19 protein-coding genes and 1 pseudogene are annotated in these 24,903 nt (G+C 61.8%); 8 read left to right on the top strand and 12 right to left on the bottom strand.

Annotation, left to right across the window (positions count from 1 at the left end):
* The first annotated feature begins 120 nt into the window (after window positions 1–120).
* Together BLV41_RS02485 and BLV41_RS02480 are read left to right on the top strand one after the other, a co-directional pair.
* Window positions 121–2,049 (top strand): FAD/NAD(P)-binding protein, encoded by a 1,929-nt coding sequence (locus tag BLV41_RS02485; protein ID WP_074710257.1) that lies wholly within the window; start codon window positions 121–123, stop codon window positions 2,047–2,049.
* Window positions 2,046–2,555, top strand: a complete 510-nt coding sequence (locus BLV41_RS02480; protein WP_074710255.1) for a GNAT family N-acetyltransferase — start codon at window positions 2,046–2,048, stop codon at window positions 2,553–2,555. Before BLV41_RS02485 ends, BLV41_RS02480 begins: the two co-directional genes overlap by 4 nt.
* An 81-nt stretch (window positions 2,556–2,636) precedes the next feature.
* On the opposite strand, the gene smc is transcribed toward BLV41_RS02480, so the two are convergent.
* On the bottom strand, window positions 2,637–6,263 hold the full coding sequence (gene smc / locus BLV41_RS02475) for a chromosome segregation protein SMC (protein WP_074710253.1): 3,627 nt from the start codon (window positions 6,261–6,263) through the stop codon (window positions 2,637–2,639).
* Between the two features lie 262 nt (window positions 6,264–6,525).
* Here smc and BLV41_RS02470 point away from each other — a divergent pair, with 262 nt between their 5' ends.
* The 3 genes from BLV41_RS02470 to BLV41_RS02460 are packed head-to-tail and all read left to right on the top strand — an operon-like array spanning window position 6,526 to window position 11,239.
* A complete protein-coding gene (locus tag BLV41_RS02470; RefSeq protein WP_044579339.1) occupies window positions 6,526–7,551 on the top strand; it encodes a 3-oxoacyl-ACP synthase III in 1,026 nt (341 codons plus the stop codon).
* A complete protein-coding gene (locus BLV41_RS02465; RefSeq protein WP_244516709.1) occupies window positions 7,545–10,229 on the top strand; it encodes an alpha/beta fold hydrolase in 2,685 nt (894 codons plus the stop codon). Before BLV41_RS02470 ends, BLV41_RS02465 begins: the two co-directional genes overlap by 7 nt.
* On the top strand, window positions 10,226–11,239 hold the full coding sequence (locus BLV41_RS02460) for an NAD-dependent epimerase/dehydratase family protein (protein ID WP_074710251.1): 1,014 nt from the start codon (window positions 10,226–10,228) through the stop codon (window positions 11,237–11,239). Before BLV41_RS02465 ends, BLV41_RS02460 begins: the two co-directional genes overlap by 4 nt.
* Window positions 11,240–11,645: 406 nt before the next feature.
* Here the strand turns inward: BLV41_RS02460 and mutM are convergent, their stop codons facing one another.
* From mutM to coaD, 5 genes are all read right to left on the bottom strand, one after another.
* A complete protein-coding gene (mutM, locus tag BLV41_RS02455; RefSeq protein ID WP_074710249.1) occupies window positions 11,646–12,572 on the bottom strand; it encodes a bifunctional DNA-formamidopyrimidine glycosylase/DNA-(apurinic or apyrimidinic site) lyase in 927 nt (308 codons plus the stop codon).
* On the bottom strand, window positions 12,572–13,369 hold the full coding sequence (gene rnc, locus BLV41_RS02450) for a ribonuclease III (RefSeq protein WP_044579348.1): 798 nt from the start codon (window positions 13,367–13,369) through the stop codon (window positions 12,572–12,574). Before rnc ends, mutM begins: the two co-directional genes overlap by 1 nt.
* Before the next feature lie 57 nt (window positions 13,370–13,426).
* Entirely contained in the window at window positions 13,427–13,630 is a 204-nt protein-coding gene (rpmF, locus tag BLV41_RS02445) for a 50S ribosomal protein L32 (RefSeq protein WP_044579357.1), read from the bottom strand.
* Between the two features lie 59 nt (window positions 13,631–13,689).
* Window positions 13,690–14,169 (bottom strand): YceD family protein, encoded by a 480-nt coding sequence (locus BLV41_RS02440; protein ID WP_074713060.1) that lies wholly within the window; start codon window positions 14,167–14,169, stop codon window positions 13,690–13,692.
* A gap of 310 nt (window positions 14,170–14,479) precedes the next feature.
* Window positions 14,480–14,995 carry a pantetheine-phosphate adenylyltransferase gene (gene coaD / locus BLV41_RS02435; RefSeq protein ID WP_044579360.1) on the bottom strand — a complete coding sequence of 172 codons (516 nt, stop codon included), beginning with the start codon at window positions 14,993–14,995 and terminating at the stop codon, window positions 14,480–14,482.
* A gap of 195 nt (window positions 14,996–15,190) precedes the next feature.
* Here coaD and BLV41_RS02430 point away from each other — a divergent pair, with 195 nt between their 5' ends.
* Window positions 15,191–16,390 carry an aminotransferase class I/II-fold pyridoxal phosphate-dependent enzyme gene (locus tag BLV41_RS02430; protein WP_083360562.1) on the top strand — a complete coding sequence of 400 codons (1,200 nt, stop codon included), beginning with the start codon at window positions 15,191–15,193 and terminating at the stop codon, window positions 16,388–16,390.
* Window positions 16,387–17,154, top strand: a complete 768-nt coding sequence (locus BLV41_RS02425) for a spermidine synthase (RefSeq protein WP_170835406.1) — start codon at window positions 16,387–16,389, stop codon at window positions 17,152–17,154. Before BLV41_RS02430 ends, BLV41_RS02425 begins: the two co-directional genes overlap by 4 nt.
* A gap of 143 nt (window positions 17,155–17,297) precedes the next feature.
* Here BLV41_RS02425 and BLV41_RS02420 read toward each other — a convergent pair whose 3' ends face one another.
* From BLV41_RS02420 to BLV41_RS02395, 6 genes are all read right to left on the bottom strand, one after another.
* On the bottom strand, window positions 17,298–18,302 hold the full coding sequence (locus tag BLV41_RS02420; protein ID WP_074710245.1) for a Gfo/Idh/MocA family protein: 1,005 nt from the start codon (window positions 18,300–18,302) through the stop codon (window positions 17,298–17,300).
* 109 nt (window positions 18,303–18,411) lie between these two features.
* Complete coding sequence (locus BLV41_RS02415; protein ID WP_139244183.1) at window positions 18,412–18,654, bottom strand: hypothetical protein; 243 nt, start codon at window positions 18,652–18,654, stop codon at window positions 18,412–18,414.
* Entirely contained in the window at window positions 18,638–20,044 is a 1,407-nt protein-coding gene (locus tag BLV41_RS02410; RefSeq protein ID WP_074710243.1) for an SPFH domain-containing protein, read from the bottom strand. The genes BLV41_RS02415 and BLV41_RS02410 overlap by 17 nt, the downstream gene beginning before the upstream one ends.
* A 253-nt stretch (window positions 20,045–20,297) precedes the next feature.
* Entirely contained in the window at window positions 20,298–21,161 is an 864-nt protein-coding gene (locus BLV41_RS02405; RefSeq protein WP_083360561.1) for a carbohydrate ABC transporter permease, read from the bottom strand.
* Window positions 21,158–22,117 (bottom strand): carbohydrate ABC transporter permease, encoded by a 960-nt coding sequence (locus tag BLV41_RS02400; RefSeq protein ID WP_083360560.1) that lies wholly within the window; start codon window positions 22,115–22,117, stop codon window positions 21,158–21,160. Before BLV41_RS02400 ends, BLV41_RS02405 begins: the two co-directional genes overlap by 4 nt.
* A 9-nt stretch (window positions 22,118–22,126) precedes the next feature.
* On the bottom strand, window positions 22,127–23,377 hold the full coding sequence (locus tag BLV41_RS02395; RefSeq protein WP_074710241.1) for an ABC transporter substrate-binding protein: 1,251 nt from the start codon (window positions 23,375–23,377) through the stop codon (window positions 22,127–22,129).
* A 245-nt stretch (window positions 23,378–23,622) separates the two neighbouring features.
* Here BLV41_RS02395 and BLV41_RS02390 point away from each other — a divergent pair.
* Window positions 23,623–24,857 (top strand): annotated as a pseudogene (locus tag BLV41_RS02390) (Gfo/Idh/MocA family protein).
* The last annotated feature ends 46 nt before the right edge of the window (window positions 24,858–24,903 follow it).

Genomic DNA, 24,903 nt, shown 5'->3' with positions numbered 1-24,903 from the left:
CGGGCATGACAGCCACCTTTTTGGGCCCCTTCGCGGCGCCCTAGCATGGGGAATCCACCCATTCCGTAGAGGTGCTCCGCAGGCCATCTTGCGAGACCACCGGCAGCGCTAGGAGCTCTCATGCCTCGCCACGATAGGAACCTCGTCTTCATTGGCGGCGGGCCACGAACAGCCGGTATTTTGGAACGCCTCGGCGCCAATGCTGCCGAACTCAGCTCCGGGTCCGTGAACATCCACGTGGTGGAGCCGTTCCGCGCCGGTTCAGGCCGGATCTGGCGCTTTGACCAGGACCCCGGGCTGATGCTCAATTCCACGGCCGGGGATGTGACCATGTTTACCGATGCCTCCGTGGTGTGCGCGGGTCCCGTGGCCGATGGCCCCGATCTGGCCCAATGGGCGGCCGCCATCACGGCCGGGACCTTGAGCGATGCGCCGAAATTGCCGCACCACCTAAAGGTGCAGGCTGCGGAATTGACGCGCGCATCCTTCCCTACCCGTCAACTCAACAGCGCCTATCTGGAGTGGTTTTTCCGGCGAGCCGTGGCCGCTCTCGCACCACACGCCACTGTCACCATTCATCACGACACCGCTCGTGTCATCTCACCCTCCGGCGATGGTGGCCATGTTGTCACCCTGGCTGGCGGAGCACGGGTGGAGGCAGATGCCGTGGTGCTTGCCGTGGGCCACAGCGATGCGAAGGTGCACGGCCGATCGGCGGAATTCGCAACGTTCGCGGCCAGACACGGCCGTTTCCATGCCGCACCTGCTTACACCACCGATGTGGATTATTCCGCGCTGACACCGGGTGAGGACGTGATCGTTTCCGGCATGGGCCTGGCCTTCGTTGACCTCGTAGTCTTGCTGATGGAGGGGCGCGGCGGCCGTTTCATCGCCAAGGACGACGGCGAACTGGACTATGTGCCGTCCGGCCGCGAACCCAGGTTGTGGGCAGGCTCGCGCCGTGGCGTTCCCTACCATTCCAAGATCTCTGCCACCTTGCGCGGCGAGGCTCTTGGCCCGGCGCCGTTCTTTACCGAAGATGCTGTCACGCGGCTCCTGGCGAAGCACAGCGAATTGGATTTCCGCACCCACCTGTGGCCGCTCATTGCCAAGGACACAGCACACGCTTACTACCAGGAACTTTTCACTGGCAACCCGGAGCAGGTGAATACGGATTGGGCGGTTTTCTCCTCACAGTTTGCCCGGTTGGATTGGTACAGTCCCGATCGTGAGGCCCTGGTCGCCTCCGCTGTTCCCGAACGCTCTCTATGGCTGGACTTTGAACAGCTGGACCATCCCCTGGCCTCAGCGACACTCACGGATCAAGACTCCGTTCGCGACGCCGTGATGGCCCACATTGTCAAGGACCTTCGGTTGCGAGACGGGGACGAGCATCCAGAAACACTGGCCCTGTTCCTGGGTCTGTTGCGCGCCTACATGAACTTCGCGGCCATCGTCCCGGCCGAACGCCTAACGGCAGGGTCGCATGCGGCTGTGCAAGGTTGGTGGCATGGCTTCTTTAGCTTCGTGGACTCCGGACCGCCACCACACCGGCTGCGCCAGATCCTGGCCATTCACCGGGCCGGTCTTCTGGAGTTCTTGGGCCCCGGGCTCACAGTGGCCACCGAGGAGGCAACCGGCTTGTTTGTGGCAACGGCTGGGGGCGGCGTTTCTGGGATCAAGGCTGCGGCATTCATCGAGGCCCGGCTGCCAGCACCGACGGTGGTCAACTCCGACAATCCGGTGTTGACCCATCTTCACGGCAGCGGCGGCGGCACCGAACAGCATTTGCTGACCGCCGACGGTACAGTTTCCACCGGACGCCTGCTCGTTACGGCGTCACATCAGGTGGTGGGTCCCAGTGGCGAACAAGCCAAGACTCTGTTCGCCGTGGGCCCTGGCACATCTGCGTGGGGTTCCGGAGCATTTGCCCGCCCAAACAGTAACGCGGCACCTTTTCGGGACAACGATGCCCTCGCCCGGCTGGTGTTGCACGCCTTGGCCGAAAAAACCGATCTCACGCTGCTCAGCGGAAGGACACAATCATGAGCACACCCGTAGACACCGAGAACCTCACCGTCTTGTCCCTACCTTTGTCGGACCATCGTGTCCGCCCGCTCCTTGACGAGCTGGCCGTGGAATACGAGACCCGGTATGCGGATCTGTTCGGTGCCGGCAACGCGGCGGCCGAACTCAACAAGTACCCGGCGGAAGAATTCGCCGCGCCGGACGGTGCCGTGCTGATCATCCAGGAGAACGGAGTCTCGGTGGCAGGCGGTGCCTTCCGCCGCTATTCTCAAGACACCGCCGAATTTAAGCGGATATGGACCCATTCACAACATCGCCGCCGCGGCCTTGCGCGCCGCGTGCTGGCGGAACTGGAGGCCACGGCCGTGGACCTTGGCTACAGCCGCGTCTACCTAACCACGGGCCCGCGCCAACCCGAAGCCAGGGGCCTGTACCTCAATACCGGTTATGAGGCCCATTTCGACGTTGACGCAGCGCCAGAGACTCTCCCTTTCCTGGCATTCAGCAAAGATCTTCCGGGAAACTGATGCAGGGTTGGGCGAAACCCGCCGTTAAGTGATGCAGCGTTGGGTCTCGACAAGCTCGACGGACGGTCCTTGCACGGCGAGCTAACCGGCGGCGGCGCGGTCCATCCGCTGGCTGATGACCGTTGAGACGCCGTCGCCCCTCATGGACACGCCATAGAGGGCGTCGGCCACGTCCATGGTGCGCTTTTGGTGCGTGATGATGATGAGCTGGCTGGACTCGCGCAGTTCCTCAAAGATGGTGATGAGCCGGCCCAGGTTAGTGTCATCCAGCGCGGCCTCCACCTCATCCATGACGTAGAACGGCGAGGGGCGGGCCTTGAAGATCGCCACGAGCAGTGCCACGGCCGTCAGCGAGCGCTCCCCACCGGAGAGCAGCGAGAGCCGTTTAATCCGTTTGCCGGCGGGACGCGCCTCCACCTCAATGCCGGTCGTGAGCATGTCGGAGGGGTCCGTCAGGACCAGCCGACCCTCGCCGCCAGGGAACAGCCGGCCAAACACACGCTCAAATTGCACGGCGGTGTCGGCATATGCGGCCGTGAAGACCTCCTCGACCCGCTGGTCCACCTCTTTGATGATGTCCATGAGGTCCCTGCGACTGGACTTGAGGTCCTCCAGCTGTGACGAGAGGAACTGGTGGCGTTCCTCAAGGGCGGCAAACTCCTCCAGCGCGAGCGGGTTGACCTTGCCCAATGCGGCCAGATCGCGTTCGGCCCGCTTGAGCCGTTTTTCCTGCTCCTCGCGCACAAAGGGGGTGCCCTCGCGGATTTGTTCCCCGGATGCGTCCACCTCAACGCGCAGCGCGGCCCACTTGTCGGTGACCACACCCGGACCCAGCGGCACGAGCGTCTCGGGGCCATACTCACGGATAAGGTGGTCCACGCTCAGACCAAGTTCCTCAATCGACTTGTTTTCCAGTGTTTCAATCCGCAAACGTTGGGCGGCCCGGGCCATCTCGTCCTTGTGGACGGTGTCCGTGAGTTTGGCCAGTTCCTTCTCGGCCTCAAAAGTGGCGGCACGGACGGCCATGAGCTCCACCTCGCGGGTAGCCCGCTGTTCCTCAGCCTCATCCCGGACCTGCTCGGCCAAAGTGATGGACTCTTCGACAAACACCAATATATGTTTCGTTGCCGCGGCCACAGCGGCCGCCTTCTTTGCCTGAAAAAGCCTGCGATTGGCGCGCTGGGCGGCTTGCTCCCTGGCCATCCGCTCGGTTGCCGCGGCACGTTCCAAGGCGGCAGCCCGGGTGCTTGCAGTATTGAGCGCCTCCTCCGTGCTGCGCAAGGAAAGCCGGGTTTCCATCTCCACGGTGCGGGCCGCCGTTGCGGCAGCCGCCAAGGTGTCGCGTTCCTCCATGGAGGGCTCCACCTCCGCGGGAGCCTCTTGGGCCTTGGCCAGCCGCGCGGCGATCTCCGTCAAGGCCTGCTGCTCCCGGGCCAAGTTTTCCGTGGCCGCATTCAACGTCTGGGCATGCCGCTGCGACTCCCCCGCTGCCGATCGCAAGGTAGCCCCCAACGATCCCAGCCGTTCGGCAACTGCAGCTAGCCGTGCGTCGGATTCGTGAAGCGATGCGAGCGCATCCGCTTCCGCCTGAGCCAGTTCCCCGCGCCGCCCCTGCAACCCAGCCAACGCAAAGCGGGCCTGCTCGACTCGCGCCGTGGCCGCCCGCAGCGAAGTCTCGGTCTCATCCACGGCGGCCTGCAGCTCCAACAGCGACGGCGCCGTCGCTGAACCGCCCTTGACGTAGAACGTGGTGATGACATCGCCCTGCGCCGTGACCGCCGTCAGCCGGGAATCGTGGGCAAGGACTTCCTTGGCTTGATCCAGGCCGGGAACCAGCACAACGCCAGCCAAGAGGAAATCGAGTGCTTGCTCAAGTTCATCCGGAGCCTGCACTTGTGAACGTCCGACGGCGGCACCAGACACCGCACCAGCCGCCACCACCGCTGCAGTCTGCCGAGAGACGGCGTCGCTCGAGGAGCTGGTAGCCGGAGGGGTGGAGCCAGCCACCACAAGGGTGACCCGACCGACGTCGTTCTCCTTGACCAGTTCCAGCGCATTGAGCGCGGCTGCTGGATCGCTCACGGCAACACCTTCGGCTGCGGCGTCCAGGGCTGCGGCAATGGCTGTTTCATGGCTGGGGACAACATGGACGAGCTGCGCCATGGAGGCTAGGACACCGGCCGGCCGGGCCTCGAGCAGGTGGGCGCTGGCATCCTTGCGCAGCAAACCAATGGCCAGGGCGTCACGCCTTGCGGTCAGGGAATCGCGTTCTCGTTCAGCGGCGAGCTGCTCTTCGCTCACCGCTCGGTGCTTGGCGTCGAGTTCGGCCAGCGCCTCGGCGGCGACCTCGTAGTCGGCGTCAAGGCGTGCCTCGCCGGCTTCCACGCCCGCCACCTGCGATTCCAATGCGGCAAACTCCTGCACAGCGGCGCTGTGACGATCCGCGCCGGCTGCCTTGCTCTGGTGCAGGCGGCCAATCTCAGCTTCTGCCGATTCGACGCGAGAACGGGCCGAGGACACCTTGCCGGCCAGGCGGGCCAACCCCTCACGACGATCGGCGGTGGCACGCATTTGCTCACGCACACGCTGTTCCTCGGCGCGGACGGCTGCCTCTGCGTCTTCCTTGATCTCCATGGCCGTTTCCAGTCCATAGCGCCGTTCCTCGAGCGCCATGTCCAGCTCGGCTTCCTCGGCGCGCAATCGTGCTGCCTGCTCGGCGAGCCGGTCCGGATCGCGGCTGGGATCGGGAGCGGCATCCGTTGCACCCAGGTGACGCTGGCGTTCCGCGGCGAGGGCACCCAAGGCCTTGAGCTGATCACGGGTGGCGCACAGCTGGTACCAGTTGTCACGGGCAGCGTTGAGCACGGGAGTGGCGGCGGCAGCAGCTTGTTCCAACCCGGCCTGCTGTTTACGGCCGGCCTGCAGCTGCCGTTCCACCTGTTCTCGTCGGTTTTTCAGCGCCAACTCGGCCGCCTCGTCCCGTTCGACGGCGGTGCTTAAGGTCACGATGTCATCGGCCAGCAGGCGGGCCCTGGCATCACGGACATCAAATTGCACCGACTGGGCGCGCCTGGCCACGGCGGCCTGCTTACCCAACGGGGTCAGCTGACGGCGGATCTCCCCGGTTAGGTCGCTCAGCCTGGCCAGGTTTGCCCCCATGGCCTCCAGCTTGCGCAGCGTTTTTTCCTTGCGCCGGCGGTGTTTGAGGATTCCGGCTGCTTCCTCGATGAAGCCGCGGCGGTCCTCCGGCGTTGCGTGCAACACCTTATCGAGCTGCCCCTGTCCCACAATGACATGCATCTCCCGGCCCAAACCGGAGTCGGAGAGTAGCTCCTGAATATCAAGCAACCGGCAGGAGGTGCCATTGATGGCGTACTCGGATCCGCCAGCCCTGAAGAGGGTGCGTGAGATAGTGACCTCGGCGTAGTCGATCGGCAGGGCGCCGTCGGCGTTGTCAATCGTGAGGGCAACGTGGGCGCGGCCCAGTGGTGGGCGGCCGGAGGTACCGGCAAAGATGACGTCTTCCATTTTGCCGCCACGCAGCGTCTTCGCGCCTTGTTCCCCCATGACCCAGGCCAGCGCATCAACCACGTTGGACTTGCCGGACCCGTTGGGGCCTACTACGGCTGTGACACCGGGTTCAAAGTCGAAGGTGGTGGCCGAGGCGAACGACTTGAATCCGCGCACGGTAAGACTTTTTAGATGCAAACTGGTTTCTTCTCCTGCACAAGATAACTTCTCGGCTCCCAATCTACCGTGAATTCGACCCAGCCACCCGGGTACCGGTTCAAAGGGGGCGCGTGTATGCACCGCGGTGCATGTGCGTGATGACCCCTTAAAGGTGCATAGTTAAGGTTGGGTCTTGATCAGCGCGGGGGGCCAATCTAGGCTGGACCTGCGCAAATCCAGGCCAGGTCACTGGTTTTTCAGTGCCATCTGACACCGAACACCCCAAGATAAAGGCTGGCTCTTGATCGGCAACGCTACGTTTCGTCACCATAACACCGCCTTGCTTGCGGTCTCCAGCATTGAGGCGCCGGTGGTGGTTAAATCCAGCGACTTTGACGCCCGTCTGGCCCCAAGCCTGAAGCGATTGAAACTCTCCAAGCGTCTTTTGGAGCGAGTTGCTGGTGTGGAGGAACGCCGCTGGTGGGCCCCGGGAACTGACTTTGACGACGCCGCCATCGAGGCAGGTGCCAAGGCACTTGCCGAGGCCGGAATCGAAGCCGGCCAGGTTGGTTTGCTGATCAACACCTCCGTGACCCGCCGCAACCTTGAACCCTCTGTTGCCGTTAAGGTTCACAACGGTCTGGGACTGCCCTCCTCCGCCATGAACTTTGACGTGGCCAATGCCTGCCTCGGCTTTGTCAACGGCATGACGCTGGCTGCCAACATGATCGACTCGGGCCAGATCAAGTACGCCCTCATCGTGGCCGGCGAAGATGCCCAGGCCACGCAGGAAACCACGTTCCGCCGCTTGAACGCCGAGACGTCCACTCGCGAGGACTACCTGAAGGAATTCGCCACGCTGACCCTCGGTTCCGGCGCTGCCGCTGCCGTCATTGGCCCGGCCGATCTGCACCCCGGAGGACACCGCATCCTGGGCGGCGTCTCCCGTGCAGGCACCCAGCACCATGAACTGTGCGTGGGCGGCCCGGATGGCATGTTCACCGACACCAAGGGTTTGCTGGACAACGGCCTGGAGCTGGTCACCGACGCGTGGCACGAGGCCCACACGGATGGTTGGGACTGGCGTTCCATGGACCGCTACGTCACCCACCAGGTCTCCAACTCCTACACGAACGCCATCATCAAGGCTGTGAACCTGGTCAAGAACCGCGTGCCCATCACGTTCCCCAAGTGGGGCAATGTGGGGCCGGCCTCGCTGCCCATGACTTTGGCCCAGGAATCCCAGAGCCTGAATCCGGGCGACCGCGTGCTGTGCATGGGCGTGGGCTCCGGGCTCAACACCGCGATGATGGAAATTGCGTGGTAGCAGTGGCGTCCGGCGAAGTTACTGACTCTGAAGGTGCCAGTCCTGCTCCGTGGCCCGGCGTCCGAGGCGAATGGCAGCGAACCCTTGCGGTTCCCTCCACCTCCGACGTTGACCCCTCCGGCAGCCAACGCCAGTGGCACTATTTGGACAACGAATCCGACGTCCTCGCCACAGGCCAGGAACCGGTTGGCACATTGCTCTGCGTCCATGGGAACCCCACCTGGTCCTATCTGTGGCGCACTCTTCTGGCCGAGGCCACCTCTCCCACAACTCTCGCGGCCGGCGGCCCCTGGCGTGTGATCGCCGTAGACCAGCTGGACATGGGCTTCTCCGAGCGCACGGGCACCTTCCGCCGTCTGGCAGACCGCATCAACGACCTCTCCGACTTCACCGACGCATTGGCTCTCACCGGCCCCGTGGTCAGCGTGGGTCACGACTGGGGCGGCCTCATCTCCCTCGGCTGGGCCACCCGCCACCGCGAACAGCTCGCGGCGGTAGTCCTGACCAACACCGCTGTCCACCCGGCCGGCTTTGCGCTGCCCCCGGCACTGAAATTGGCACTGCACCCGGCCGTTCACAAGTGGGGCACGACGACGTCGACCGCCTTCTTGCGCATCACCCACGGCTTGGGCCAGCCCTCCTTGACAGAGGATGTCCGTGACGCGTTCATGGCACCGTACAAAACCGTTGCCCGCAGGGCTGGCGTGGGTAACTTCGTGGCGGATATTCCGTTCACAACCGACCACCCGTCCCGCACCACCCTCGATACGGTCGCGGAAGACATCGGCACCCTCGGCGTGCCCGCATTCATGATGTGGGGCCCCAAGGACCCGGTATTCTCGGACCGCTACCTGCGCGATCTGGTGACGCGTCTGCCCCAAGCAGATGTGCACCGTTTTGAAGGTGCCAGCCACCTGGTGCAGGAAGACCGTGACATCGCCGCCCCAACGTTTGCGTGGTTGGCGAAAAACGTCCTATCGGACGGCGTCTTTGCAAGCTCGACCACCGGCGCGGGCGACTACGTTCCGATGTTGGCCGAGCTGGATGCGCGGCGCGAGGACACCACCACGGCCGTTGTTGACATGCTGCCCGCTGGAGAAGGTACGCGCGGGCTCTCGTGGGCGCAGCTGTCCCGTGACGTTGATGACCTGGCCGCGGGCCTGCGTGAACTTGGCGTCAAGGCCGGGAACCGGGTGAGCCTTTTGGTTCCACCCGGCATCAACCTGACCACCTTGATCTACTCCTGCCTTCGTCTGGGGGCCATCATTGTGGTGGCCGATGCGGGTCTCGGAACGGCCGGAATGAGCCGCGCCATCAAAGGAGCGGGCCCCGATTATTTGATCGGCATTGAACGTGCGCTAGCTGGTGCCCGGCTATACAACTGGCCCGGTGTACGGATCGCGGCCGACGATTTTACGCCGTCCACCGCTGGTGCCAAGAAGGCGGTTCTGGACGTTGCCGCCACGATTCCCCAGCTCATGGCCAACGGCCGCGTGGTGCGGCTCGCCGGCACCCCGGCCGTCTTCGGCGCACCCGCGCCGGACGACGACGCGGCTGTGTTGTTCACCTCCGGGTCCACCGGACCGGCCAAGGGAGTTGTTTACACCAACCGCCGGCTGGCCGCGATGCGTGACACCTTGAAGTCAACGTATCGCTTGGAAGCAGGGACTGCCCTTGTGGCCGGCTTTGCCCCCTTCGCCCTGTTGGGTCCTGCCCTCGGCGCCACCACGGTAACCCCGGACATGGACGTCACGGCACCTCGCACGCTCACGGCCAAGGCTTTGGCCGATGCCGCAGCTGCCATCAGCGCAACTGTTGTTTTTGCCTCCCCGGCCGCCCTGGTCAATGTTGTGGCGACCGCTGCGGAACTTTCGCCGGCTCAGCAAAAGGCGCTGGCCGACATCAAGCTTGTCCTTTCAGCGGGTGCACCCCTGGCCGTGCCGCTCCTTGAGCGCGTCCAAACACTGGCGCCTAACGCCGCCTTGCACACGCCCTACGGGATGACCGAGGCCCTGCCCGTAACCGACATTGACCTGCCGGGCATTCGTGCCGCAGGCGTAGGCAATGGCGTCTGCGTTGGTACGCCCGTCAATGGCGCCACTGTGGCCATCGCGCCGCTTTCGGCGGACGGCGTTGTGATGCCCGAGCCAGGCACCGCTCCCGGAGTAACTGGCGAAATTCTGGTCCGCGCCCCGCACGTCAAGGAACGCTACGACCGTTTGTGGATCACGCAGCAGCGCAGCGTGTCAATTCCCGGATGGCACCGCAGCGGTGATGTGGGACATCTGGATTCGGAAGGACGTTTGTGGGTTGAGGGCCGGATGGAACACATCCTGACAACGGCCGACGGCGTCAAGACTCCGGTTGCCGCCGAGCAAGCCGTGGAACTCGTCACCTCCGTGGCACGTGCCGCGATTGTTGGTGTTGGCCCGGCCGGAACCCAGGCAGTTGTGGCAATCGTTGAGACCTTGCCGGCCGTGAAGCGTTCGGGATTGGCTCCCGTGGCGCTTGCTGCCGATGTGCGAGCGGCTGCACGTTCCTTGGGTTTGCAGCTCTCCGCCGTGCTGGTCATTGACGCGATGCCCACGGATGTTCGGCATAACTCGAAGATCGATCGGGCCAAGCTCGCACAGTGGGCGGGGCGCATGTTGGCGGGCAAAAAGGCTGGCCGGCCTTGAGTGCCTCCCTGCAGCGGAGGGTGCTGGTCACCGGCACCAGTGGCTTGCTGGGCCGTGCCGTTGCACAACTCCTCCATGACCGCGGTTTCTTGGTGCGAACCCTTCAGCGCCGAGCCGTGGATTCTCCTTGGGAATCCATTCAGGGCTCCGTGGTGGATCCGGATGTTGCGGCCCGCGCAGTGGCCGGTGTTGGCGCCGTGGTGCATTTGGCGGCGAAAGTTTCCTTCACGGGCGAGTGGAGCGAATTTGTCTCCACGAATATTGTGGGCACGCGTCAGCTCATTGCCGCCGCGCAGCATGAGGGTGTGCGGGACTTTGTGTTTGTCTCCTCACCGTCAGTTGCTCACTTCGGATCCTCGATTGTTGGTGCTTCCGCCGGATCTGCAAACCCTTTGCTGGCCCGCGGCCACTACGCCCGGTCCAAGGCAGCGGCTGAGGAAATTGCTTTGGCTGCCGACTCCCCCGAATTTCGAGTCACCGCCATTCGCCCGCACATCGTGTGGGGTCCCGGCGATAGTCAGCTGGTTGAGCGTGTGGTGGAACGGGCACGAGCCGGCCGTCTTCCCCTCTTGGATGGCGGCCGCGCCCTCATCGACACCACCTATGTGGACAATGCCGCCGAGGCCATCGTGCGCGGGCTCGAACGCATGGACTACGCCCACGGTCAAGCGCTGGTGGTCACGAACGGCGAGCCACGTCCGGTGGGCGAACTGATTGCCGGGATTTGTGCCGCCGCTGGCGTGCGGGCACCGGGCTATTCGGTGCCGGGTTGGCTGGCGCGAGGTGCCGGTTCCGTCATTGAGAAGGCGTGGACGGCTGCCGGTTCACGCGGCTGGGTCCAGGACGAACCACCCATGACCCGTTTCCTGGCCGAGCAGCTCTCCACGGCTCATTGGTTTGATCAGCGCCACACGCAGGCAGTGCTCGATTGGAAGCCGGCTGTTTCCTTGGATGAGGGTCTGGAACTGTTGGCGGAACACTACCGGGAGCATCCCTCACCTAGCAGGTAGTTGGTTGGCGCCGGAAACGGCGTCATTCCCGCGGAGGAATTTACCTAGCTGTTCCCTACCGCTGGTCGACGCGAAGGAGTGGCACTCGGATAGTGGCCGTTGTTCCTGCGCGTTGCGTAGAACACCTCCGTATCCAAGCCCACGGACTTCCCCGAGACGTGCATCCAGATTCTGCACTTGATCCTGTGTCCAGCTACGCCAATCGAAGCAGTGCTCAAATGCCGAGATCTTTTGTGCGGTCAAGGCCTGCTCGGTGTCATTGCAGGCCTGGCTGCGCCTGTGTGACGCTCTCCGAGATCGACTCGAGTTGTTCCTCGTCAAGTGTTTTAGGGGCGCCCGGCAAGGAGCAAGCGGCTAAGGTTGCGAGCATCAACAGGACGCTCTTCATGACCATTTCCGTACACCATCACCGCAACCGCTGGCACAGCGGGCAAAAGTGCGAGCCACGGTTCATGAAGCTCTCACGCTTGATCAACGTTCCACAACGCGGACAAGGCTCTCCGTCGCGACCGTAGGCGTTTAGTGAACGGGAAAAGTAGCCTGAAGCGCCATTGACATTGACGTACAGCGAGTCAAAACTGGTCCCACCGGCGTCAAGCGCCCGTACCATGACGTCGCGGGCTGCATGAATGATCCGTTCGGTATCGGGCCGGCGCATGGTCTCGGTGCGCCGGGCATAGTGCATCTTGGCCGCCCACAACGCCTCATCAGCGTAGATATTGCCGATTCCGGAGACAAAGGCTTGGTCGAGCAAGGCTCGCTTCAGGCCCGTCTTCCGAGCACGCAGCTTTTGATGGAGAGCCTCCATGTCAAAGAAGGGATCCAAGGGGTCGCGGCCAATATGGGCAGCTTCCTCCGGGATGAGCGCCAGTCCACCATCGACAGCCATGCCGCAGCCACCGGGCATGCCGTCTGCAGTGGGAACCAGGGAGGTGACAAACATGCCGCCGAAGATCCGCTGGTCAACGAAGCGCAATTCCTCGGGTGTGTCCAAACGGGGTGAGAAGGACAAACGTACCTTGAGATGCTTCTCGTGTGGTTGCTCTGGCGATTCCACCAACAACTGTCCGCTCATGCCCAAGTGGGCCACGAGTGCCGTGTGCGGCGCGGCAGAAGACGAGGGGTCATCGCTGAGTGGCATCCACAAGAATTTTCCACGCCGAACAACGTCCACCACGGTAGCGCCCATTAGATTCCCTCGGAAATCTTCAACGCCCAGGGCATGACGGCGGATCGATCGTGGGTCAGGAACGGAAACATCCGTAATTTGCCGCCCGGCGATCCAGCGTTCCAGACCACGGCGAACCACCTCAACCTCAGGCAGCTCTGGCATTATTCTGCGGCAGTCGCCGGGGCCGCGGCAGCCGCCGTGCCCGCGGAGGAAGATTCGGCGTCGTCCGCGGAGGAAGATTTCGGATCGAAACGTTTTTCCAGTTCAATCCAGGCAGCGGCGGCGGCGGTGCGCTCGGCTTCCTTCTTGGAGGGGCCGGTGCCGGTGCCGTAATGCTGGCCGCCGATGATCAGGCGTGCGGTGAAGGAGCGGTCGTGGTCGGGGCCAACGCCGGTGATGTCGTAAGTAATGGAGCCGAGGTGCTGGGCTGCCGAGATTTCCTGGATGTTGGTTTTCCAGTCGGTCCCGGCGCCGAGCACAGCGGAATCGGCCAACAGCGGACCTACCAGGCGCATAACCAGCTGGCGGGCAACTTCGATCCCGTGAGTCAGGTAAGTGGCGCCGATGAGGGCTTCCATGGTGTCGGCCAGGATGGAGGATTTATTGCGGCCCTTGGTAAGTCGTTCGCCCTGGCCCAGGTAAATGAATTCACCCACACCCAAGGAGCGGCCGATAGAAGCCAGAGCCCGCGTGGAGACCACGGAGGAGCGGCGCTTGGCCAGGTCACCTTCGGGCAGCAGCGGGTTATCGCGGTACAACGCGTCGGTGACGGAGAATCCCAGAATCGAATCGCCCAGGAACTCGAGGCGCTCATTGGTGGGGAGGCCACCGTTTTCATAGGCATAAGACCTATGTGTCAGGGCAAGACGAAGCGTCCCGGCATCAATACTGACACCGAGACGCTTCAAGAGCAGCTTGTGTCCGTCCGTGAGTTCCGATGATGGAATTTCTGCGGACATGACACTCCTGCTAAATATTAATTAACTCGAACGGACCAATTGGCCGCACGGACGTCTTTAGACGTCAGCAACCTTACGGCCCTTGTACTCCAAGAACAGTGCGGTGCCGGCTGAGTCGGTAACGACCTTGGCCTGGTGCGGCAAGCTGTAAACAACCTGTCCGTTTTCAATGGTCTTGACCAGAGCAGGCGCGGTGGCCTTCCACTGGGAACGGCGTGCGCGCGTATTGGCACGGGACATCTTCCGCTTGGGAACAGCCACGGCAAACTCTTTTCTCTCGATAACTTACGGGCATCTGCCCACAAGTAAAAACTTATTTGCTAGTTTTCTTCGCCGGTTAAGCCCTGTAGGGCAGCCCACCGAGAATCTAGGATCTCGTGATGGTGCCCCGGCTCATCTGCAAGGTGTATTCCGCATTCGGAACACAGACCCTCGCAGTCTTCCCGGCACACCGGCTGGAACGGCAGGGCGGTTACCACTGCGTCCCGCAACACCGGTTCAAGATCGATAGAATCGTGCTCGACCCAACGTTGCTGATCTTCTTCCTGTTCAAGGAATTCCGCGGACGGCTCCTCGTAGAAGAAAAGTTCTTGCACATCGACTTCAAGTTCATCCTCGAAGGTCTCCAAGCAGCGGGAGCACTCACCTGTCACTTCGACAAGTACGTTGCCCGACACCAGAATTCCTTCATGGACGGCCTCAAAACGGAGTTCCAGATCCAAAATGGATCCGGGCGTCGCGCCAATGAGCGGAGTGCCAAATTCTTCCGGCACAGGTATACGTTCTTCGAACTTCCACATGCTGCCCGGGCTGCGCCCGAGCTCCCTTACACCAATGGTGAGGGGCGTGCCATGGTTGGACTTGTTGCCCAACGTGGTTTCGCTAATGAGAACTCCTGTAAGAACATATGACCGACGCACCATCTTAGCCCGAAAGATCACGGGCATCAAAACGAGCGGTACCAGACCAAATTGGCCTTATCCAGTCTACGACAGAGAGTCCCTCTACGGCGACCCCATTTGCTCGCGCCGCGCGTGATGTAACTCTCAGCCACTTTTGGGATGCTGGCTTTCACTGATTCCCCGCAAAGTTTCCAGACGGAAAAATAGGCTATCGCCTTGGCTGCACCACGGGAACTGGCCTTGTATCCGGCCCAACGTCGCCCTGGAGGCGGCGCAGCACGGCCCGGGGAACGTAGTCGGCCACATCTCCGCCGAGTGTGTGAACTTCCTTGATCAAGGTGGAGGACAGGTGCAGGTACCTGCTGTCGCCTGGCAGAAACACGGTCTCGACGCCGGATAGCTGGCGGTTCATGGTGGCCATGGGCAGCTCGTAGTCGAAATCAGATGATGACCTCAGCCCCTTCACGATCGCCGAGACACCGCGGGCGTGACAGTACTCAGAGAGCAGCCCCTCCCCCATGGGCTCGACCACAATTCCCGATAAGGCGGAGAAAGTATTCTTCGCCATTTCCAAGCGCTCATTGAGTGAGAATCGGTATTTCTTGGCGTAGTTGGTGGAGACCGCAACGATGACCTCGTCGAAAAGTCCCGCGGCCCGGGCGATCACCTCAATATGGCCCTTGTGAATGGGGTCAAAGGATCCGGGGCATACCGCGCGTCGCATACAAGAGAATCTAGCCGACCCGCACCTCGCGTGACCAATGTTTTGGCCCCGTGCCGTCAAATTTATTGCCGTACCGGCCGGTAATGGCATCGGCAATGGCACTGCGGCGCAAGCGGCCCGATAGGGCGTGAACCGCCAAGGCCGGTAACGTGGTCAAAGATAAGTAGGAATTTTGCACGCACACAAGGAGCATCAATGAGCACCCCCTGGCAGCGGACGGCACGCGGAGCCAACTTGATGGGCCCGGACGGCTCGCTGGGTGTCACGATCTTCGAGGAGATCACCACTCTTGCCAACGCCCACGGCGCCATTAACTTGGGCCAAGGTTTCCCCGACGAGGACGGCCCGGCGGAACTCAGCCGCCTGGCCCAGGAGGCTATCGCCGCCGGGCAAAACCAGTACGCGCCTGGCAAGGGAATTCTTGACCTGCGCCGCGCCGTGGCGGAGCATCAGGAGCGTTTTTATGGCATCACGCTGGATCCTGAATCCGAGGTCATCATCACTACGGGTGCCACGGAGGCCATCGCCGCGGCGGTCCTGGCGTTGACGGGGCCGGGCGATGAGGTGCTGACCTTCGAGCCGTTCTACGATTCCTATGGCGCCATGATCGCCCTCAGCGGCGCCAAGCACACCACGGCCGCACTGTTGGCTCCCGACTTCATGCCGGACCTAAGCACGTTGGAGAACAGCTTCAGCCCGCGCACCAAAATGGTCATCCTGAACAATCCGCACAATCCCACAGGTGCCATGTTCCCCGAGACCGTGCTCGCCGAGGTTGTGCGCCTGGCCATTAAGTATGACGCCATTATCCTCACCGACGAGGTCTACGAGCACCTGACCTTTGGCCCCCGGCACATACCGGTGGCTACACTGCCCGGCGCCGCCGACCGCACCCTCACCATTTCCTCCGCCGGTAAAACCTTTTCCTTCACAGGATGGAAAATCGGCTGGCTTTCCGGCCCGGCTGAGCTGGTTGCCGCTGCCCGCACCGTCAAGCAGTTCCTGAGTTATTCCTCAGGTACCCCGTTCCAGGGGGCTATTGCCGCCGGCTTGCGCATGGATACCAGCTATTTCACGGACGCTGCCGCAACGCTGGCCCGCAAGCGCGACATTCTCGGAGAAGGACTCCGCGCGGCCGGGTTTGATGTTTACCTGCCCCAAGGGACCTATTTCATCAACGCCGACACCGCCAGGATGGGCATCACGGACGCCACGGCGTTGGCCCGCAGGTTGCCGGAACTCATCGGCGTGGCTGCAATCCCGGTGCCGGTATTCTGTCACCCCGAGGGAGCCGCACGCACACGCTCGCTCTTGCGGTTCGCCTTCTGCAAGCAAGTCCCCCTGCTCGAGGAAGCGGCCGGGCGCCTCTCAACGCTTCAGGACAAACTCTCGTGACGAGCCGGTTCCTGCGCACCAGCGGAGTTCACGCGAGCATTGAAGCCGATCCCTGGCATAGCAACGCGTTTGTGTTGAGCATCGACGGCGCGGAACAGTCGCACGTGAACGTGGCCGAGCCGCAGGAGGTCTTCTACGAATACCTGCGCCGGATCGCCAACACTATTGATCTTCTTAAACCTGCAGGTGAGCCCGTCACCGCGCTACACCTCGGTGCTGGCGCCCTGACGCTGGCTAGATACATCCAGGCGACGCGGCCCGGATCGCTCCAGCATGCGGTGGAGCTTGAGCGTGAGCTTCTTGATTTTGTGCTGGATCAGTTGCCGATGCCGGCTGGCACAAATCTCACGAGCCACGTGGGCGACGCGCGGGAGACCCTCATCGAGTTGCCTAAGGAGCTTCGTTTCGATGTGATCATTTTGGATATTTTCAGTGGGCCGGAAGCACCCGCCCACCTGGCTTGCGCCGATTTTTACAAAGAGGCGGCAGCCCGCCTGGCACCCCATGGAATCCTGGCGGTCAACGTTGGCGATGAGCCCGGCTTCACCTTGGTCACGAGCCAAAGCAAGGCGTTGCAGGGGTCCATGGGCCACGTGGCCGCATATGGCACCAGCATGCTATTTAGCCGCCGCTACCCGGGCAACATCATTCTCGTGGGGAAGAACAGTCCATGGCCGGACGGCTGGGCGCAACAGCTCGTTGCGGCTGGCCCGCACCCGGCCACCGTCCTGACCGGAGTCGAGCTGGACGATCTCACCGGCTGAGGAAAAGCACTGCACCACTGTACAAACGCGGCATCACTTTCAGGGGTTTAACCCGTTTCGCTCCCGCAACTTGGGCTCTCGAGCCGGTTCTCCACCGAAAGCCATGCGCCGCTACTGGCCACTTGGCCTGCGAAGTCAAACCCTTAAAGTTCGACGCCGGCTGTGTCACCGTCCAGCAGCGCCGCCACGGCTGCCACCGAGAATTCCACCGGCTCCCCCGATTTGATGGACGCGGCCGCTGCTTCGGCAAGCGCGACTGCCATGACGCCGTCGAACGCGGAGACGCGGGAGGGCTGCCCCGACGCGCGGGCCGCGGCGAACTCGGCAATTTGTAAAGTGTAGGGGCTGCTGGCGGGCGATTGCGCGGGCAGGTAGTCACCGGGTGCATTGGCAACCTCGCTCTCCGGCCACGAATACGATGTGCTGCCGTCGGGCGCCTCGACCGTGATGGAGGTGCTGAACGGCAGGCCGTCGGGACCCCACTCGCCACTCAGACGGCTCAGCACACCGTTACCGTGCATGAGGACAATTCGGGCATTGACGGGCCGGGGCAGGATCCCGTCAACACTGGGCGGGTTCTGCACGGCAAAGACCCGCTGAACGTCGCCGGCAAGCCAGAGGGCCTGATCGATGTCGTGGATCATCTGGTCCGGGACGATTCCCCCGCCGAGCGATTCGTCAAAGAACCAGGAACCGGCTGCCGGAGCGGCACTGGAACGGCTCAAATGCAAGACCGCAGGCAAGGGGCCATCGCTCAGCTGAGCCTTGGCCGCGACGTATTCCGGGAAGAATCGCACCACATGAGCAGGAAAGAGCCGTACACGTGCGGCGTGGGCTGCATTGAGCATCTCCGCCGCCCGCTGCGTGTTTTCGGCCAGCGGTTTCTCACAGATCACGTCCTTGCCCGCGGCAATGGCCGCCATGGCGTACTCGTGATGTGTGGTGGTGGGTGTCAGGATGCTGACCATGTCACTGGCCGCCAGCAATTCCGCCAGCGTGGCCACCTCGGTGATGCCGTATTGCTGGACCAGATGGGCCGCGCCCGAGCGTGAATAGACACTGACGTGTGCGCCTTGTTGCTGCCACCCTGCAATGTGGACGCTGGCAATGCCGCCGGCACCAATCAGGCCAATTCTCAGTTGCGTCACAAATGTTCCTTCGCGTCAGTAATGTCCACAGATCAACTTCAACCCTACTGTGACAACCATTTCGCCATCGCGCGAATACGGCCTTGCGCCGGTGGCCCGGAGCCGGGCGTCACTGCCGGTGTTGGAGGAACTCCGGCAGTGACGCCACATACACGGTTTGTGGCGGTTCCAGGTACATGACGAGCACCCTCTCGCCCATGGGGTAAACACTGCTGCCGTCGTAGGGCCGGGCCGGATACGCCGTAGTGCCACCCCTGATTTCCAGCATGACCTCACCCAAAGTATCCGGCCCAACGGCACCTGTGACGCGGCCAATCTTCCCTGTCAGGCTCCTGTCAAGATCCCTGTGCACGCGGCGGCTCCTGTGGCCTGGGCCCGCGGCCGTTCTTCAGGGATGCCTGTATGGCTGGCAAGTAGCTGCCCACCTGGGACAGGATCCCGCCCACCATGTTGTTGATGCCTTCTCCGCCGTTGAGCACTGTCAGCTGGCCTACGTGGGCGAATGGTTCCGCGGCTGCCGCCACGATGGCCGGCATGTTTTCGGCCAGTTGCTGGGAGATGACGGCCTCCTGGTTGGTACCGAGTGCTTCGGCACGGGCCTTGATGCCGTCGGCTTCGGCCAGCGCCTTGGCCTTGATGGCCGACGCCGCAGCCTCCCCGCGAGCCTTCGTCGCCGCAGCCTCCGCCTCACCCGTGACCCTGGTGGCCCCCGCTGTGGCAGCGGCCGCCGTCGCATTTGCCTGCGCCTCCAGCTCAGTCTTCCTGGCCCGGGCCTCTGCGGCACTAATGTCTGCGGCCTTTTGCGCCTCGGCCTCGGTTCGCTGGGCATAGGCCTTGGCATCCGCCGGCTTGCGGACTGATGTTTGCAGCTTTTGCTCCTCCCTGTCCGCCTCCAGTTTGGCCACCTGCGTTTCCTGCACCACCACCTGCTGCCGGGCAGTGGCATCAGCCAGCGGACCAGCCTGCGCAGCATTGGCCTTGGCCGTTTCGGCGTTGGCCTGGGCCGCCGACTGCTTGATGGCTGAGACGCTTTGGGCATCTGCAATTAGCGAGGCCGCCTCCGCCTCCTTTTCAGCCGCCTCCCGGTTACGGGTTGCTTCGGCGATTCTGGCCTCCATCATGACCTGGGCAATATGCGGTTTTGCCAGATTCTGGATGTATCCGGTGGGGTCTTCAAGATCCTTGATCTGCAGGGAATCAACCACCAGACCCAACTTTTCCATTTCCGTTCCGCTGGCACTGCGGACCTGAGAGGCGAGCTTGTCGCGTTCACGAATGATCTCCTCCACCGTCATGCTGCCAATGATGGAGCGCAGGTGGCCCTCAAAGACGTTGTACACCTGGCTTTCCATTTTGGGTTGCTGCCCCAGAAAGCGCCGTGCCGCGTTGGCGATGAACGGTGTGGAATCGCCAATCTTAAAGATCACCACACCCTGAACCACCACCTGGATGCCTTGGGAAGTCACGCAGTTGACCTGCAATTCCGTCTCATTCAGCGTCAAGGACAGTGCGCGGACCGTCTGCAGCCCAGGGATGACAAAGGCGCCCTTGCCTGTGACGATTTTGAAATCCATGCCGTCGCTGGTGCCGACGTTGCCCCGCGTGAACCCGGAAATGATCAGGGCCTCATTCGGCTCGGCCACCTGCCACATCATCTTCACCCCTGCCCTGACCAGCAGGGCGGCAAGAACCACGGCAACAATCACAACCAGCAAGGGAATGAACGGGGTGAGGAATTCCATGACCAGATCCTTTCAACGGAACAATGGTCGCAGCGGTGCACCCTGCCCCATCCGGGACGATCTCAACGGCCTGTATATGCAGTTATGGGACAGCTGTTCAGCAGCGCCCTACCACCAAGATACTCGCCATTTCATGGCGTGCACTGGGTATTGAGGCAGCATTTTTAGTGGCCGGAAGGCTGGGGCCCATCTCGTGTATCAATGGTGATTTCGCCGAGATATGAGATACGCACCCATGCTCCCCCGGCGGGCATTACTTTTCAGCGCCCGCAACCATGCCCTTGATGAAGTACTTCTGGAGCACCAGGTAAACAAGAAGCACCGGCGCCACCGAGATGAGCGAGCCCGCTGCAGCTGCGCCCATGTCAGAGGACGAGGCCCCGAAGAAGCTCCCAATCGCGGGGGCAATGGTACGCAGTTCCGGGCTCCGCATGAGGAAGCCGCTCAAGGCGTATTCGTTCCACACGGAAACACTTGTCAGAATGACCACCGTTGCGGTGACGGGCTTGATCATGGGGAAGACAATCCGCAGCAGGATCTTCAAGGTGCTTGCCCCGTCAACTGATGCCGCCTCTTCAACAGACAAAGGAAGCCCGCGCATGAACGAGGTGTAGAGAAAAACAGCCAGCGGAAGATGTGTCGCCACCATGACCAAGATGGTGCCCCAGTACGTGTTGACCGCACCCATGGTGTTCATCATTGAGTACAAGGGAACCAGCACGCTCAATGAAGGAACCATGATCAACGTGACAAACATCAATGACGTCACATTGTTCATGCCGGTGGTGCGGCGGGCCAGCGGGTAGGCGGCGAGCGCTCCGAGCAGGCATACCAAGATGGTGCTGGCCAGAGTGACAACGGCACTGTTGAAGACGGCTTGGAGAATGTTTCCCTTTTCCACGGCTGTGGCGAAGTTTTCCCAGTAGATGCCCTCCAGGGGTGGCAGCCACTGGGATGACAAGTCGGTCTTCTTCTTCAGTGCCGTGGTCACGGTGATGTAGAACGGCACCAACTGGATGATGATCATGGCAATGAGGGCACCGCCAATGGCGATCCGACCTGCCGCGGGCCCTGTCAAGGAGCGGGGCCCGGGCTTGATTACTGTTGCAGTGCTCATTGGCTCTCCAGACGCTTCTTGTTCATGACTGTGTTCAGGGTCAGGGTCAACACTGCGATGAGGATAAAGAGGGTCACACCCATGGAAGAGGCATACCCGGCATTTTGATTATCAAAATAGACCTTGCTGATCAGGGTTGACACCGAGTTGGTTGAATAACCGGGTCCGCCAGCGGTCAAAACCTGGATGACGTCAAAGAGCTTGAGTCCACCAATGAGGTTCAACACGATGCTCGTGGCAAATGCTGGCTGCAGGAGCGGCACAGTGATGTTCGTAAATTGCTGCCACGCACTTGCACCGTCAAGCCGTGCGGCTTCGAAGTACATTCCGGGGATGGACTGGAGTCCGGCCAGATAAATGATCATGGAGATTCCGACAAACTGAAGTGAATTCACCATCACAATCAGAACCAAGACCGACGTCGAACTGGACAACCAAGAGAGCCTCTCACCGCCGAGCGTCATGACAATGTCGTTGAGGCCGCCTGAATTGTAGGAAAAGAAGAGGTAGTACATGGTTCCCATGACAACTGGTGACACCAGGACCGGCAGGTAGATGATGGCGCGGGCCACATTGCGGCCACGCATGGCTCGATCCAGGGCGAGCGCCAAGCCAAGTCCGATGACCTGCTGAATTGCCGTGCCGCCAAAACCGAAGAGGAAGGTGTTTCCCAATGCTGTGCGGAAATTCGGGTCATTGAAAAGCCGCAGGTAATTATCAAACCCAACAAAGCCGCGGGTTGGACTGTAGCCGTCCCAGTTGGTCAAGGACAGCTGAACGCCGCTGATCAGCGGGTAAATAGTGAACACTCCGACGACAAGAAGGGCAGGAACATAGAGCAGGTTGATGCTGCGCCCGGCGAAACGGGGCACATTGGCTCCCCTGGACTTACGAATGACTGCTGCCGTCGCCTCAAGTTGCTTGGCAGGCGGGCGAATTCTGGTGGTGGATGACATGGCCGATCCCTACTTTTGCCCAAACAGGCTGGTGAAATCACCCTTCATTTGGGCCACCGCGGCCGGCACTGTGGCCTGGCCGGAGGCAACGCTGTCTGCCGTGGAAACCATGGTGTTCCACATGCCGTTGGGCAGGTAAACGCGGTCGAAGTAGGGCTGGAGCGGCACGGAGGGGTTGGCAGCAAAGGTGTCGTAGCTTTCCTGCAGGGCGCCCAAGTCCGAGGTGGCATTAGTGAGCCCCGGCGTCCCGCCCACGGCACCAGCCAGCTGGCCAAGGTTTCCGGGCTCTGCCAGGAAAGCGAGGTATTTCAAGGCCTGGTCCTTGTTTTTCGATGTCTTGGAGACGCCAAACGCTGTCCCTTCCCCGCCAACCAGGAATGGTTTTCCGTCAAATCCGGGCACAGGCATGAAGCCCAACTTTGCATCGGGTTGGAACTCAAAGGCCTTGGTGGCGAGGCTGCTTTGGGTCATGCTGAAAGCTGTCTTACCCTCCGCCATGGACCTGGCAATGTCATCAGCAGTGGCCGAGGAGTAGTCGGGGTTAAAGAATCCAGCGTCGCGCCATCCAGCCACGAGGTCAAGGATGCGACTGTAGCCCGCTTCATCAAAGGTGCCGTTCTTGAAGCCATCCTGCGACGCTTTCTCAAACGAACCCGACGCAACAAAGTCGGCAATGTTGCCGATGAAGACGTTGACCTTGGCCGAGGCGGAGATGGGAATGATGCCCTTGTCCTTGAGTTTTTGGGCGGCAGTATTGAACTCGGTCCACGTTGTCAGCGACGCCGGATCAATGCCGGCTTCTTCCAGAACTGACTTGTTGTAGACGATTCCGGAGATGTCGGTGTTGACGGGAAGAGCATAGAACTCCCCACTGTCTTTGGCCATGGCGGACGTCAGTGCGGGGTTGAAGTCCCCGGCCCAGGGCTGGGTGTTCAGCGGTTCCAGGAACGCACCGTAACGCAGGAGGGACCAGCCGTGGGTTGCCAGCAAGTCGGGCATGTCCGCCGATGCCATGCGCACTTTCATGTCGGCTTCATATTTGCCGCTATCGGGGATCAGCTCGATCTTGACGCCGGGGTTGGCCTCGGTGAACTTGTCGGTCACTGTTTGCAGTATTGCCAAGCCGGGGTCGGAAGCGGACATGTTTGTCTGGAATTCCAAGGCATCACCACCGGATCCGCCGCCTGCGTTGCCTGAACAGCCGGCGAGCAATAACGCCAATGAGGCAACTGCAGCTACCCGTGGAAGGAATATTTTCATATTCATTGGTCCTCACATTTGATGGTTACGCCCAGCCGGTGCGGCCAGTGCGAGAATCAATCTACCCGCGTAGAATGTGAATTGCAACACTTTGACAATTCCTCGTTTATCGTGAATTCTGTTCCTAGCAACCCGAAGTTGTTACGCGTAGATTCCCAGCAATGGGACGCTGCGGACATGCAGCTGCTGCCGTTGCCAACAACCAACCATCCAGCCGCCAAAGCGGCCTGCGAAAGGACCCAACCATGGCCATCAAACTCGGAATCATCGGAGCAGGGCAATTTGCCGGGCAGTTTGCCACCTTGTTCCACCACCACCCGAATGTTGCCGAGGTCTACGTGACGGACACCATCTCCGAACGGGCCACCAAACTGGTGGATAGTGCCGGCTTGGCGGGAACAATGGCGGACTTCGACGCGGTACTGGCTTCCGATGTGGACGCTGTGGCCATCTTCACCCAGCGCTGGACCCACGGTCCCCTGGTGGTTGCGGCGCTGCGTGCCGGCAAGCACGTTTATTCCGCTGTTCCCATGGCCATCTCAGAAGAAGAGATCCGGCTCATTATTGAGGCCGTCCGTGAGACCGGGCTGACTTACATGATGGGTGAAACCAGCTACTACAACCCGGCTACTGTGTTTGCGCGCCAAAAGGCTGAGCAGGGCGCCTTTGGCCGCATCTTCTACGCCGAGGGCGACTATGTGCATGACATGGACTTGGGCTTTTACGATGCCTACAAGTACAGTGGCGGCGAAAACTGGAAGGCCACGGCCAGCTACCCACCCATGCTGTACCCAACGCACTCCCTTGGCGGCGTTCTCGGTGCCTGGAACACCCACGCAACCAGCGTGAGCTGCATCGGTGTCAAGGATGAGCGTGGCGACGGCGTCTTTGACACGGAAGTCAGCCAGTTCAACAACGATTTCTCCAACGCCACGGCCTTGTTCGAAGTTGCCGGGGCGGTTCAATGCGCATCAACGAATTCCGCCGCGTTGGCTTCCCCTCGCAGAAACGTGAATCCCGGTTCCGCTACTTCGGCACCGATGCCACCTTTGAACAGATGACCTCTGCAACCTTTTGGCAGGATCGTGAGGACGTCACTGACATCTCCGAGCAAATCGACACGAAGGCGTCCATGTCCGCCGATGATCCATCCCTTGCCAATGTGTCCCCCTCCTTGCGCGATGCCTTCATCTCCGGCTACGCCCCCGTCCACGACACCACCCGAATTCCCCAGGAACTTCGTGGACTGCACAACGGGCACGAAGGAAGCCATCACTTCCTGGTCGACGACTTTGTTACCGCGGTGGCCGGCGGCACCTTGCCGCCGGTCAATGCCTGGGTCGCGGCCCGGTTCACCTTGCCGGGCATCATTGCCCACCAGTCTGCACTGCAGAATGGTGAGCGCCTGCCCATCCCTGACTTTGGCGACGCACCTGCCGCTCTAGGCAGTTCAGCGGGCTCGCACGCTTTGGCTCGATAGACTGTGGCCTGAGATTTAGAAGCTGTCAACGGTGCATCAAGAAGGA

The organism is Arthrobacter alpinus, from assembly GCF_900105965.1.
Lineage (GTDB): Bacteria > Actinomycetota > Actinomycetes > Actinomycetales > Micrococcaceae > Specibacter > Specibacter alpinus.
The sequence above is the reverse complement of the archived record's forward strand: the minus strand, read 5'-3'. Positions and strand labels throughout refer to the sequence as shown.

Coding starts and splice junctions, on each gene's coding strand:
- BLV41_RS02395 (WP_074710241.1), bottom strand. CDS start 23,377: ATGAAAATATTCCTTCCACGGGTAGCTGCAGTTGCCTCATTGGCGTTA.
- BLV41_RS02410 (WP_074710243.1), bottom strand. CDS start 20,044: ATGGAATTCCTCACCCCGTTCATTCCCTTGCTGGTTGTGATTGTTGCC.
- BLV41_RS02480 (WP_074710255.1), top strand. CDS start 2,046: ATGAGCACACCCGTAGACACCGAGAACCTCACCGTCTTGTCCCTACCT.
- BLV41_RS02440 (WP_074713060.1), bottom strand. CDS start 14,169: ATGTGGAAGTTCGAAGAACGTATACCTGTGCCGGAAGAATTTGGCACT.
- BLV41_RS02485 (WP_074710257.1), top strand. CDS start 121: ATGCCTCGCCACGATAGGAACCTCGTCTTCATTGGCGGCGGGCCACGA.
- BLV41_RS02405 (WP_083360561.1), bottom strand. CDS start 21,161: ATGAGCACTGCAACAGTAATCAAGCCCGGGCCCCGCTCCTTGACAGGG.
- BLV41_RS02430 (WP_083360562.1), top strand. CDS start 15,191: ATGAGCACCCCCTGGCAGCGGACGGCACGCGGAGCCAACTTGATGGGC.
- coaD (WP_044579360.1), bottom strand. CDS start 14,995: ATGCGACGCGCGGTATGCCCCGGATCCTTTGACCCCATTCACAAGGGC.
- mutM (WP_074710249.1), bottom strand. CDS start 12,572: ATGCCAGAGCTGCCTGAGGTTGAGGTGGTTCGCCGTGGTCTGGAACGC.
- rnc (WP_044579348.1), bottom strand. CDS start 13,369: ATGTCCGCAGAAATTCCATCATCGGAACTCACGGACGGACACAAGCTG.
- BLV41_RS02400 (WP_083360560.1), bottom strand. CDS start 22,117: ATGTCATCCACCACCAGAATTCGCCCGCCTGCCAAGCAACTTGAGGCG.